Genomic DNA, 12,251 nt, shown 5'->3' with positions numbered 1-12,251 from the left:
ATGCTTAGGCAGCATTATTTACCTGTTTTACCTTCTTTACGACGAACGTATTCGCCTTCGTAACGGATACCTTTACCTTTATATGGCTCTGGTGGACGAACGTCACGGATGTTAGATGCAAGAGCACCAACGCGCTCTTTGCTAATACCTTTAATGATGATTTTAGTGTTAGAAGGAACTTCAATTTCAAGACCATCTTCAGGTGTGAACTCTACTGGATGAGAGTAACCTACGTTAAGTACAAGTTTTTTGCCTTGTAATTGCGCACGGTAACCAACACCGATAAGTTCTAAAGCTTTTTCGAAACCTGCAGAAACACCAGTAACCATGTTCGCTAGAAGCGCACGAGTAGTACCGTGGTTTGTGCGGTGTTCTTTTGATTCAGAAGGACGTGATACAGAGATTACGTTACCCTCTTGCTCAATTTTCATATCTTGGTGGAAAGAACGAACAAGTTCGCCTTTAGGACCTTTAACAGTAACAGTGTTGTCAGCTGCAACAGTAACAGTTACGTTAGCTGGTACCTCGATAATTTTTTTACCTACACGAGACATTTAGTTGCACCTCCATTCATTTATTGCTAATTACCAAACGTATGCTAGAACTTCGCCGCCAACTTGTTTAGCGCGAGCTTCTTTATCTGTTAATAAACCTTGTGAAGTTGACACTAAAGCGATACCAAGACCGTTCAGTACTTTAGGCACTTCATTTGTTTTAGCATATACACGTAGACCAGGTTTAGAAATACGTTTTAAGCCAGTGATAACACGCTCGTTATCTTTACCGTATTTTAAGAAGATACGGATAATACCTTGCTTGTTGTCTTCCACGTATTCTACGTCACGTACGAAACCTTCACGCTTTAAAATTTCAGCGATTTCTTTTTTCACGTTGGAAGCTGGTACTTCTAACTTCTCGTGACGAACCATGTTCGCATTACGAATGCGAGTAAGCATATCTGCAATCGGATCAGTCATTGTCATTACATTTACCTCCTTCCCAAATTAGGGGATTACCAGCTGGCTTTTTTCACGCCAGGAATTTGTCCCTTATATGCAAGTTCTCGGAAACAAATACGGCAAAGTTTGAATTTGCGATATACAGAGTGTGGACGGCCACAGCGTTCACAACGTGTATATTCTTGCACTTTAAACTTTTGCTTACGTTGTTGTTTAACGATCATAGATTTTTTAGCCACGTTTTCGCCCTCCTTGTTTAAATTACTTTTGGAACGGCATACCGAATTGTGTCAATAACTCGCGAGCTTCTTCGTCAGAGTTCGCTGTCGTTACGATCACGATGTCCATACCGCGTACTTTTGAAACTTTATCGTAATCGATTTCTGGGAAAATTAGTTGCTCTTTAACACCTAGAGTGTAGTTACCGCGACCATCGAATGCTTTTTTAGAAACACCACGGAAGTCACGTACACGAGGAAGTGAGATTGAGATTAATTTGTCCAAGAATTCATACATACGCTCACCGCGTAATGTAACTTTAGCACCGATTGGCATACCTTCACGTAAACGGAAACCTGCGATCGATTTTTTCGCTTTAGTTACAACTGGTTTTTGACCAGTGATAATTGTTAATTCTTCTACAGCTGCATCTAATGCTTTAGAGTTTTGAACAGCATCACCAACACCCATGTTGATAACGATTTTGTCAACTTTCGGCAACTGCATAACTGATTTATATCCAAACTTGCTCATAAGAGCAGGAGAAACTTCATTTAAATATTTTTCTTTTAGGCGGCTCATGTGTGTACCTCCCTTCTTTTATTTACTAGTTAGTCGATTACTGCACCTGATTTTTTTGCAACACGAACTTTTTTACCGTTTTCGATTTTATAACCTACACGAGTCGGCTCGCCAGATTTAGGATCGATTAGCATTACGTTCGAAACGTGAATTGCAGCCTCTTGGCTTACAATCCCACCTTGTGGATTCAATTGGTTAGGTTTAACGTGCTTTTTCACGATATTAACGCCTTCAACAAGAACGCGGTCTTGTTTAGGGAAAGCAGCTAGGATTACTCCTTCTTTGCCTTTGTCCTTACCAGTGATAACCTTAACCTTGTCACCTTTTTTTACATGCATGCTGTCGCACCTCCTTGATTGGCACTATCATGAAATTAAAGAACTTCTGGAGCTAGAGAAACGATTTTCATGAAGTTGCTGTCACGTAATTCACGTGCAACAGGTCCGAAAATACGAGTTCCGCGTGGTGATTTATCATCACGAATAATTACACAAGCATTTTCATCAAATTTGATGTACGTACCGTCTTTACGACGTACGCCTGATTTAGTACGAACGATAACAGCTTTAACAACGTCACCCTTCTTGACAACGCCACCTGGTGTTGCTTTCTTAACTGTACAAACAACGATATCACCGATGTTAGCAGTTTTACGGCCAGAGCCACCAAGCACTTTAATTGTAAGAACTTCACGTGCACCTGAGTTGTCAGCAACTTTCATACGACTTTCTTGTTGGATCACTTAGGTTACCTCCCTTCGGAAATGGTTGTTCCGAAATAGTTATTAAATAATAACCGCTTTTTCTACAACTTCAACTAGACGGAAACGTTTAGTAGCTGATAGCGGGCGAGTCTCCATGATACGTACGATATCACCGATTTTCGCTTGGTTTTGCTCATCATGAGCTTTAAACTTTTTAGAGTATTTTACACGTTTACCGTAAAGCTTGTGCTTTTTGTGAGTTTCAACTAAAACAGTAACAGTTTTGTCCATTTTATCTGAAACAACGCGGCCCGTGTAAACTTTGCGTTGATTACGCTCAGTCATACTTGAAAACCTCCTTTATCAGTTATTTGCACTGATTTCTCTTTCACGAATAACAGTTTTCATACGCGCGATTGCTTTACGCACTTCACGAATACGAGCTGTGTTTTCTAATTGACCAGTCGCCAATTGGAAGCGAAGGTTGAAAAGCTCTTCTTTCAGTGATTTCACTTTTAATTCAATTTCAGAAGTGGCAAGGTCACGGATTTCATTAGCTTTCATTAGATTCACCACCAGTTTCTTGACGTTTTACGATCTTACATTTAACAGGAAGCTTATGTGATGCTAAACGAAGTGCTTCACGTGCAATCTCTTCAGATACACCAGCAATTTCGAACATAATTTTTCCTGGTTTTACTACTGCTACCCAACCTTCAGGAGAACCTTTACCAGAACCCATGCGGACTTCTAGAGGTTTTTTAGTGTAAGGTTTGTGTGGGAAGATTTTAATCCAAACTTTACCGCCACGTTTCATGTAACGAGTCATCGCGATACGTGCAGATTCGATTTGACGGTTAGTAATCCAGCTAGCAGTTTGAGCTTGTAAGCCCCACTCGCCGAATGATACTTCTTTGCCGCCCTTCGCTTCGCCACGCATGTTGCCGCGGTGTTCACGACGGTATTTTACGCGTTTAGGCAATAACATATTATTTGCCTCCTTCCACAGATTTCTTCGTAGGAAGAACTTCACCACGGTAGATCCATACTTTAACGCCTAATTTACCGTAAGTAGTGTCAGCTTCTGCGTGTGCATAGTCAATGTCAGCACGTAGAGTATGAAGTGGAACAGTTCCTTCACTATAGTGTTCAGCACGCGCGATATCAGCGCCACCTAAACGACCAGATACTTGTGTTTTAATTCCTTTTGCACCAGCACGGATTGTGCGTTGGATCGCTTGCTTTTGCGCACGACGGAATGATACACGGTTTTCTAATTGACGAGCGATGTTTTCAGCTACTAGACGAGCGTCAAGATCTGCACGTTTAATTTCAATGATGTTGATGTGTACGCGTTTACCAGTTAACTCGCTAAGGTATTTACGAAGGTTTTCAACTTCAGTACCACCTTTACCGATTACCATACCTGGTTTCGCAGTGTGAATTGTAATGTTTACACGGTTTGCAGCACGTTCGATTTCTACTTTAGAAACAGAAGCGTCTTTAAGAGCCGTTTCAATATATTTACGCACTTTGATGTCTTCGTGAAGTAGAGTTGCATAGTCTTTTTCAGCGTACCATTTTGACTCCCAGTCACGAATAATACCAACGCGCAGTCCTATTGGATGTACTTTTTGACCCACGGATTAACCCTCCTTCTTCTCAGATACCACTAGAGTGATGTGGCTTGTGCGTTTGTTAATTGCGCTTGCACGTCCTTGCGCACGTGGACGGAAACGTTTTAAAGTTGGACCTTCATCAACGAACACTTCAGAAACTACTAAAGAGTTGATGTCAAGATCGTAGTTGTGCTCAGCATTAGCAACTGCAGATTTTAATACTTTCTCAACGACTGGAGACGCCGCTTTTGGAGTATGACGTAAAATTGCAACTGCTTCACCAACTTGCTTACCTCGGATTAAGTCTACAACTAGACGTACTTTACGAGGAGCAATACGTACTGTGCGAGCGATAGCTTTAGCTTGTGTCATTAGGATTTACCTCCTCTCAAAATTAGCGTCTTGTTTTCTTGTCGTCTGCACCGTGACCTTTGTAAGTACGTGTCGGTGCGAACTCACCAAGTTTATGGCCTACCATATCTTCTGTTACGTATACAGGAACATGTTTACGTCCATCATATACAGCAATCGTTAAACCGATGAAGTTCGGGAAGATTGTAGAACGGCGTGACCAAGTTTTGATAACTTGTTTTTTCTCAGAAGCCTCTTGTACTTCCACTTTTTTCATTAAGTGGTCATCAACAAAAGGTCCTTTTTTCAAGCTGCGACCCATGTAGGAACCTCCCTCCGTGATTCCACCACGGCTCTCACATAGAACCGTAGTTTAACCACTTTATTTTTTACGACTACGGATGATAAATTTATCCGATTTGTTTTTCTTCTTACGAGTTTTGTAACCAAGTGCTGGTTTACCCCAAGGAGTCATTGGTGATTTACGTCCGATTGGAGAACGTCCTTCACCACCACCGTGTGGGTGATCGTTAGGGTTCATTACAGAACCACGAACTTCTGGGCGTTTACCTAACCAACGGCTACGACCTGCTTTACCGATGTGTACAAGTTCGTGTTGTTCGTTACCAACTTGACCGATTGTAGCGCGGCAAGTAGCTAACACTAAACGTACTTCACCAGATTGAAGACGAACGATTACGTACTTATCTTCACGACCAAGTACTTGAGCAGAAGTACCAGCAGAACGTACTAATTGTCCACCTTTTCCAGGTTTTAACTCGATGTTATGGATTGTAGTACCCATTGGAATGTTTGCTAATGGTAATGCATTACCTACTTTAATATCAGCATCTGGACCAGAAACGATTGTTTGACCAACCTCTAGACCTTTTGGTGCTAAGATGTAAGCTTTTGCTCCATCAGCGTAGTTGATTAATGCGATATTCGCAGAACGGTTTGGATCATATTCAATAGTAGCAACTTTTGCCGGAATGCCATCTTTAACACGTTTGAAATCGATAACACGGTATTGCTTCTTATGACCACCACCATGATGACGAACAGTGATTTTACCTTGGTTGTTACGACCAGCTTTGCGTTTAGTTGGTTCAAGCAATGATTTCTCAGGCTTGTTAGTTGTAATTTCCGCAAAGTCTAATGACGTCATGTTACGACGACCATTAGAGGTAGGTTTATACTTTTTAATCGCCATTGTGTTTTCCCTCCTTCTTGAGTGTTCAAATCATAAATCCATTAAGGATTACACTTCGAATAATTCAATTTCTTTGCTATCAGCAGTTAATTTAACAATCGCTTTACGACGTTTGTTAGTGTAACCACCATAACGGCCAACACGCTTGAATTTACCTTTGTAGTTAAGAACGTTTACTTTCTCAACTTTTACGCCAAAGATTTCTTCTACAGCGTCTTTTACTTGAGTTTTGTTAGCGCGAGTGTCTACTTCGAAAGTATACTTTTTCTCTGCCATAAGTTCTGAAGAACGCTCAGTAATGACCGGACGTTTTAAAATATCACGTGCTTCCATTATCCAAGCACCTCCTCAACTTTTTCTACTGCAGATTTAGTGAATACAACTTTGTCGTGACCTAATAGATCAAGAACGTTGATTCCATTTGCAGTTAAAACTGTTACACCTGGGATGTTACGAGCAGATAATGCTACGTTTTCATCTAGGTCAGCAGTTACGAATAAAGATTTTTTCTCTAAAGAAAGATCTTTAAGAATTTTTGTGAATTCTTTTGTTTTTGGTGCTGCTAGAGTTAGAGCATCAAGAACTAAGAAGTTTTGTTCTACTACTTTAGCTGATAAAGCAGATTTAAGAGCTAAGCGGCGAACTTTTTTAGGTAATTTATAAGAATAGCTACGTGGAGTAGGACCGAATACGATACCACCGCCGCGCCATTGTGGAGAACGGATAGAACCTTGACGAGCACGACCAGTTCCTTTTTGACGCCATGGTTTACGACCACCACCAGCAACCTCAGAACGGTTTTTAACCTTGTGATTACCTTGACGAAGAGAAGCACGTTGAGCTACTACTGCGTCGAATAATACTGCTTCATTTGGCTCGATTCCGAAGATCGCATCGTTTAATTCGATTTCACCAACTGAAGCACCTGTTTGACTAAGTACAGATACTTTTGTCATTCCTGTTTCCTCCTTTCTTGAAGTGATTACTTAGCTTTAATTGCAGTTTTTACTGTAACTAGAGCTTTTTTAGAACCAGGAACATTACCTTTAACAAGTAGTAAGTTACGATCAGCATCAACTTTCACGATTTCTAAGTTTTGGATTGTAACTACATTGCCACCCATTTGACCAGGTAATTTCTTTTGTTTAAATACGCGGTTCGGAGCAACTGGACCCATTGAACCAGGACGACGGTGGTAACGAGAACCGTGGGCCATAGGACCACGAGATTGTCCGTGGCGTTTAATAACACCTTGGAAACCTTTACCTTTAGTAACACCTGTCACATCAATTACATCGCCTTCTGCGAAAATTTCTACTTTGACTTCTTGACCAACTTCGTATTCTCCAACGTTCACGTTGCGGAATTCACGAATGAAGCGCTTAGGAGCAGTGTTCGCTTTTGCTACGTGACCTTGTTCAGGTTTGTTAGAAAGCTTAACGCGCTTGTCTTCGAAACCAACTTGAATTGCTTCGTAGCCGTCTGTTTCAACAGTTTTCTTTTGAAGAACTACGTTTGGCGCAGCTTCGATAACTGTTACCGGGATTAAATCGCCGTTTTCAGCGAAAACTTGTGTCATACCAATTTTTCTACCTAAGATTCCTTTAGCCATTTGTCACACCTCCTGTAAGTTTTGAAAAGTTATATTATTTTTACCATTAAAGTTTGATTTCGATATCAACGCCAGATGGTAAATCAAGTTTCATTAACGCATCAACAGTTTGTGGTGTTGGGTTAACGATATCGATCAGACGTTTATGCGTACGCATCTCGAATTGTTCACGAGAATCTTTGTACTTGTGAACCGCACGAAGAATTGTGTACACAGACTTCTCAGTTGGAAGTGGAATCGGACCTGATACACTTGCACCTGAACGTTTTGCAGTTTCCACAATTTTCTCAGCAGACTGATCTAAAATACGGTGATCATACGCTTTTAAACGAATACGAATCTTTTGTTTTGCCATTATTTTCCCTCCTTCTCGCCTATTTTCTAGACATTCTCCACGAAAATTTTCCCACACACCGCCATGGCAAAGCGGCCGGGTGTGTCGGCAACCTCTCGCTTCATCGCAGTCAAAGACCAACATTCAACATTATATACAATAAAAAAAGAATAAGCAAGTCTTTTCGCTAAATTCTTTTAAATGTTGTAGATATTCTTAGTACTACTACTTCTTCGCTTTATTAAGCCGTTTATTAGTATATAAAATTTTATTACATATTGCAATAGTTAAGGTTGTCATATCAACATTTCCGTACTTTTCAAACAATTCTTTAAGAAAGTAGTTTCTATAGATAAGAAACTACTTCTTATTTTATAGAAAGAATACACATGCCATCCAACCAAACAGGATCAAAGGGATATTAATAAAAACAAATGTCGGTACACAAGTATCCCAAATATGATGATGTTGTCCATCTACATTTAAGCCTGCTGTTGGTCCTAACGTAGAATCTGAAGCTGGAGAGCCTGCATCGCCTAAAGCACCTGCTGTACCAATTAAACAAAGAATCGCTAATGGACTCAATCCCAACCCTTGTGCAAGAGGAACAAATAACGTAGCAATAATAGGTACTGTAGCAAAAGATGAACCAATACCCATCGTCACAACTAATCCAATGACTAGCATGATAAAGACAGCGAGACTTCTATTACCTTTCAGCACAGCGATTGAGCTTGTAATTAAGCTATCCACATCCCCAGTAGCATTAATAACGGCTGCGAAGCCATTGGCCGCAATCATGACAAAGCCAATAAAGGCCATCATCTTCATCCCTTCAGAGAGAATGTCATCTGCCTCTTTCCATTTAAGCGCACCTGTAAAATACATCAACATAATCCCTGTAAACGATCCGACAATCATTGAATCTGTTAATACTTGAGCACAAAGTGATGCGACTAATGCAAGAGCTGTAGAAAACATCACAAACTTACTGACGTTCACGTTTAAAGATTCCGTCTCTACTTCATTGTGCTTATACTGTCTTGGCTTACGGTATACAACAAAGGCGACAAGCAGCCCAATCAGCATTCCTAGCACCGGAATCGCCATTGCTGCCGGTACATCACGTGAAGATACAGCCATTCCAGCCTCTGACACTTGTGTAGCAACGATATCTTGAAAAATGGCTCCGAAACCAGCTGGCACGAAACTATAAGTACCGATTAAGCCTACTGCAATTAGGACCGCAATGATACGTCGATCAACCTCCAACATATTTAATATTTTTAAAATAGGAGGAATCAATAATGGAATGAAGGCAATATGAATAGGAATAACATTTTGAGATAAAATAGACATCACGAAAATAAGGAAAAAAATTAAAACCTTCACTAAGCCTTTTCTATTACTTTTGCCATTTAAAATTTTTAACATCCCTGCAATCATCAATTCTGGTATTCCAGTTTTGGCAATAGCAATAGCAAAGCCACCAAGGAGACCATAACTCAATGCAATAGTGGCCCCTGCGCCTAACCCTTCTGTAAATGATTGTACTGTTGCCTCAATGCCCATTCCACTTGTAAGACCACCTACAAAAGCTCCTAGTACTAAGGAAAGAACGACATTGATGCGAAGCAAGCTTAATATCAACATAACGGCTACCGCCGTAATTACTGCATTCATTGTTACACTTCACTTTCATACACTAAATTACTAACATGTTAAACTTTATTATTCTGATATTTGAAAGTCAATAGTTTTCACAATTTCAATATGTTTATATAAAAAAACAGTGTAAAGGATTAATCATTACACTGTTTTTGAGTTTCTTCATATTTAATTGTTACAACGATTCACGAACAACTTTTTTATAATAGCCAACCGAAAGTATGCCAAAGATCGTATATAACGCTACGTAACAGCACATCGCAATCCACAAGGGAGCCGTTAACTCTGTACCAAATAAGAACCATCCTGACTTAACAGCAAAGTAGCTATGCAATAATCCAATAACTAATGGGACACCAAAATTAAAGGCCTGTTTCATATAAATGCCTTTCATGATGTCTTTCTCGGCAAAACCAATTTTTCTGAGTATTGTATAGGAACTTCTTTCTTCCTCTGCCTCAGACATTTGTTTAAAGTATAGAATACTACCAGTTGTCATTAGAAATGCTAATCCTAAAAATGCTGTTGTAAAAATCGTAAGACCTAATGTTTCAATATTATCTTTACGTTTTTCTTCAAAGGAAGATTGTGTATATTGCTGTGTCTTACCATCACCTTCTACAGCCGTAATAACTCCTGCATTTGTTTGAATATATAATTTCTCTGCTGTTTCTAATTCTTCTTTTGCTGTTATTGTAATGGTCGTTTGTTGATGCCAAGGATAAAGCGCTGCTTGCGTAGTTAAACTTGTAAACATGTCATCTGTCACAACAAAGATAGGTCCGCCACCTCCAGCCGTGACAATACCACTTATAACACTTTTATCATGAACATCTACTACATGGAAAGTTTCTTCAAGCTCTCCTGCAGATACCACTACATCACGATCTTTTTCTAATGGAAACATTTCAGCCATATAACCGCCATAGTTGGTTAAGATAACATCGTTGCCTGATAGCGATGCTTCAGGAACGCTTTGCTGATAATCAGAAAGCGGGATAGTATAGATTGTTCCTTCCATATCATATAAAGGATTGTCCTGCTGCTTTTTAGACATTAATTGACCTACAGAGGCTGTTACTCCTTGTAAACGATAATCTACTTTATCATACGTAATGTTATTTTTCTCTAACTCCTCTAAGAAGGTCTGACCCTGCTCTTCTAGCAATATGAAATCACCAGGTACTTGGCTATAAGCCGATGCCTCTGAGGAATAGTAGGCGATATAGGATAGCGTCGTTACACCTAGAGACACACCTGTTAATACAGTGATAAGTGTTAATGACTTTGCGTTGCTCTTCATGCGATGCATAATCGGTGTTAATGCTAATACATCCTTGATAGATAAATGCCCTTTTTTCTTCAAGCGAATAGTATTCATAATAAAGGCTACGGAGAAACGAAAGACAAGAAATGTACCACCAATAGTCGTAGCTAAAATTATCATCATATTGATAAATAAATGACCAGCTGAATCAATATCAAATAGCTTTGTTGACGCATAGTAGCCGTAAGCAATCAGCACAAGACCCATAAAGCCAATTGCCATTTGTAATGCACTAAAACGTCTCACACGCTCGTCTGCTTGTTTTGCCGCGCTAAACAGTGATAATAATGAAACACGATGAATCATCCAAGCCATCTGTACAAGAACAATAACCAAAAGAATAGCAAACACGATCATCGACTGCTGTAATGCCTGTGTACTAAATGTCATGGTTACAAGAGCTTCTTTTTCAAGGACACGTAGTAAAATCATAGCAAATACGCGTGAGCTAAAGAAACCTACCAGCATCCCTAGAATAACAGCACCAATAAATAAGAGAATGTTTTCAATCGCTAGTAAACGCACGATTAGCCCCTTTGTCATGCCTATCAATTGGTACAATCCTATTTCCTTACTACGACGTTTCATAAATAAATGATTTGCATATAGGACGAAGAATAAAACGATAAAATAGAGAATATAAGTGGCTGCTTTAAATCCTGCCGTAGCCGTTCCACTCATTTGAACAGCATCCCATACCTCAGAATTATTTTGCAATGTAACAAAGGAAAAATACAAAGTAACACTAAAAATAAGAGCAAAGAAATATAGATAGTAGTGCTTCATATTTTTCTTCATGCTTCTAATCACTAGCTTACTAAGACTCATACCCGTCACCGCCTAGCACACTTTGCGTATGCATGATTTCTTGGAAAAATGCCTGCCTTGTTTTATCACCCTTATAAAGTTCACTATAGATCAGGCCATCCTTTAAAAATAAAACACGTGTGCAGAAGCTTGCAGCTACTGCATCATGTGTAACCATCATTATTGTCGCTTCTTTCGTCTCATTAATGTTTTGGAGATTTTGGAGCAAGGCTGTAGCCGATTTAGAATCCAATGCACCAGTAGGCTCATCTGCAAATACCAACGATGGGGTCGTAATAAGTGCACGTGCAGCAGAGGTACGCTGCTTTTGTCCACCAGATATTTCATTGGGATATTTATTTAAAATTTCTGTAATACCCAATAGGGATGTTAGCTCTTTCACTCGGCTTTCCGCAACAGCTTTTGGTAACTTACTGATAGCTAATGGCAGAAGGATATTTTCCTTTACTGTGAGGGTATCCAGTAAATTATAATCTTGAAATATGAATCCTAGCTGCTCTCGTCGAAAATTCGCTAATGCCTTTTCTTTCATATCACGCAAATTATGACCGTTTATTTCAATTACACCTTCTGTTGCGAAATCTATAGAACACAAGACATTTAAAAGTGTTGTTTTACCTGAACCTGAAGGTCCCATAATGCCTACAAACTCACCTTTATTTACTTCTAAATCAATACCCTTTAGCACTTCTTGAGCCGTTGATTTTTTGCCATATACTTTCTTTATTTTACGACCAATTAAAACTGTCACGTGATAACGCCCCTTTCTATAATCCAAGTGTACCCTGTCATAGCTATTCATTCGTGCGTTTTACATGACAATATAAAAAGGTAGG

The 12,251-nt window shown here is 39.6% G+C and carries 20 protein-coding genes; all 20 read right to left on the bottom strand.

The genetic code is table 11. The features are described from left to right. Positions 1-14: 14 nt before the first annotated feature. The 20 genes from rplF to CRI88_RS16880 all read right to left on the bottom strand — a co-directional run bounded on the left by rplF (position 15) and on the right by CRI88_RS16880 (position 12,166). Positions 15-554, bottom strand: a complete 540-nt coding sequence (rplF, locus tag CRI88_RS16975) for a 50S ribosomal protein L6 (RefSeq protein WP_008181715.1) — start codon at positions 552-554, stop codon at positions 15-17. 30 nt (positions 555-584) lie between these two features. Continuing rightward, positions 585-983 carry a 30S ribosomal protein S8 gene (gene rpsH / locus CRI88_RS16970; RefSeq protein WP_008181717.1) on the bottom strand — a complete coding sequence of 133 codons (399 nt, stop codon included), beginning with the start codon at positions 981-983 and terminating at the stop codon, positions 585-587. A 29-nt stretch (positions 984-1,012) separates the two neighbouring features. Continuing rightward, entirely contained in the window at positions 1,013-1,198 is a 186-nt protein-coding gene (locus CRI88_RS16965) for a type Z 30S ribosomal protein S14 (protein ID WP_004233656.1), read from the bottom strand. 22 nt (positions 1,199-1,220) lie between these two features. Continuing rightward, positions 1,221-1,760, bottom strand: coding sequence for a 50S ribosomal protein L5 (gene rplE / locus CRI88_RS16960; RefSeq protein ID WP_008181719.1), 540 nt, complete (start codon positions 1,758-1,760; stop codon positions 1,221-1,223). A gap of 29 nt (positions 1,761-1,789) precedes the next feature. Further along, on the bottom strand, positions 1,790-2,098 hold the full coding sequence (gene rplX / locus CRI88_RS16955) for a 50S ribosomal protein L24 (RefSeq protein ID WP_004233652.1): 309 nt from the start codon (positions 2,096-2,098) through the stop codon (positions 1,790-1,792). A 35-nt stretch (positions 2,099-2,133) separates the two neighbouring features. Then, a complete protein-coding gene (rplN, locus tag CRI88_RS16950) occupies positions 2,134-2,502 on the bottom strand; it encodes a 50S ribosomal protein L14 (protein ID WP_004233650.1) in 369 nt (122 codons plus the stop codon). 42 nt (positions 2,503-2,544) lie between these two features. Further along, a complete protein-coding gene (rpsQ, locus tag CRI88_RS16945) occupies positions 2,545-2,808 on the bottom strand; it encodes a 30S ribosomal protein S17 (RefSeq protein WP_008181723.1) in 264 nt (87 codons plus the stop codon). 18 nt (positions 2,809-2,826) lie between these two features. Then, the gene (gene rpmC, locus CRI88_RS16940; protein ID WP_004233646.1) at positions 2,827-3,027 is read right to left on the bottom strand and encodes a 50S ribosomal protein L29; all 201 of its coding nucleotides are present in this window, start codon (positions 3,025-3,027) and stop codon (positions 2,827-2,829) included. Beyond that, positions 3,017-3,451, bottom strand: coding sequence for a 50S ribosomal protein L16 (gene rplP / locus CRI88_RS16935; RefSeq protein ID WP_025116437.1), 435 nt, complete (start codon positions 3,449-3,451; stop codon positions 3,017-3,019). The genes rpmC and rplP overlap by 11 nt, the downstream gene beginning before the upstream one ends. Before the next feature lies 1 nt (position 3,452). Beyond that, positions 3,453-4,106 (bottom strand): 30S ribosomal protein S3, encoded by a 654-nt coding sequence (gene rpsC / locus CRI88_RS16930; protein WP_025116438.1) that lies wholly within the window; start codon positions 4,104-4,106, stop codon positions 3,453-3,455. A gap of 3 nt (positions 4,107-4,109) precedes the next feature. After that, a complete protein-coding gene (gene rplV / locus CRI88_RS16925) occupies positions 4,110-4,454 on the bottom strand; it encodes a 50S ribosomal protein L22 (RefSeq protein WP_004233639.1) in 345 nt (114 codons plus the stop codon). 22 nt (positions 4,455-4,476) lie between these two features. Then, a complete protein-coding gene (gene rpsS, locus CRI88_RS16920; RefSeq protein ID WP_008181911.1) occupies positions 4,477-4,755 on the bottom strand; it encodes a 30S ribosomal protein S19 in 279 nt (92 codons plus the stop codon). 60 nt (positions 4,756-4,815) lie between these two features. Then, positions 4,816-5,646 carry a 50S ribosomal protein L2 gene (gene rplB / locus CRI88_RS16915; protein ID WP_036124661.1) on the bottom strand — a complete coding sequence of 277 codons (831 nt, stop codon included), beginning with the start codon at positions 5,644-5,646 and terminating at the stop codon, positions 4,816-4,818. A gap of 48 nt (positions 5,647-5,694) precedes the next feature. After that, positions 5,695-5,979 carry a 50S ribosomal protein L23 gene (rplW, locus tag CRI88_RS16910; protein ID WP_036124663.1) on the bottom strand — a complete coding sequence of 95 codons (285 nt, stop codon included), beginning with the start codon at positions 5,977-5,979 and terminating at the stop codon, positions 5,695-5,697. Next, positions 5,979-6,602 carry a 50S ribosomal protein L4 gene (gene rplD, locus CRI88_RS16905; protein ID WP_004233626.1) on the bottom strand — a complete coding sequence of 208 codons (624 nt, stop codon included), beginning with the start codon at positions 6,600-6,602 and terminating at the stop codon, positions 5,979-5,981. The genes rplW and rplD overlap by 1 nt, the downstream gene beginning before the upstream one ends. A 26-nt stretch (positions 6,603-6,628) precedes the next feature. After that, entirely contained in the window at positions 6,629-7,258 is a 630-nt protein-coding gene (gene rplC / locus CRI88_RS16900) for a 50S ribosomal protein L3 (protein ID WP_036124665.1), read from the bottom strand. A gap of 46 nt (positions 7,259-7,304) precedes the next feature. After that, on the bottom strand, positions 7,305-7,613 hold the full coding sequence (rpsJ, locus tag CRI88_RS16895; protein ID WP_004233624.1) for a 30S ribosomal protein S10: 309 nt from the start codon (positions 7,611-7,613) through the stop codon (positions 7,305-7,307). Between the two features lie 351 nt (positions 7,614-7,964). Further along, entirely contained in the window at positions 7,965-9,275 is a 1,311-nt protein-coding gene (locus CRI88_RS16890) for a Na+/H+ antiporter family protein (RefSeq protein ID WP_101966876.1), read from the bottom strand. Positions 9,276-9,435: 160 nt separating this feature from the next. Beyond that, the gene (locus CRI88_RS16885; RefSeq protein WP_058845121.1) at positions 9,436-11,415 is read right to left on the bottom strand and encodes an FtsX-like permease family protein; all 1,980 of its coding nucleotides are present in this window, start codon (positions 11,413-11,415) and stop codon (positions 9,436-9,438) included. Next, the gene (locus tag CRI88_RS16880; RefSeq protein WP_036123701.1) at positions 11,405-12,166 is read right to left on the bottom strand and encodes an ABC transporter ATP-binding protein; all 762 of its coding nucleotides are present in this window, start codon (positions 12,164-12,166) and stop codon (positions 11,405-11,407) included. Before CRI88_RS16880 ends, CRI88_RS16885 begins: the two co-directional genes overlap by 11 nt. Positions 12,167-12,251 lie beyond the last annotated feature (85 nt).

The sequence above is a fragment of the Lysinibacillus fusiformis genome, assembly GCF_002845985.1.
Classification (GTDB): domain Bacteria; phylum Bacillota; class Bacilli; order Bacillales_A; family Planococcaceae; genus Lysinibacillus; species Lysinibacillus fusiformis_D.
This window is presented reverse-complemented; position numbering and strand designations above follow the sequence as displayed.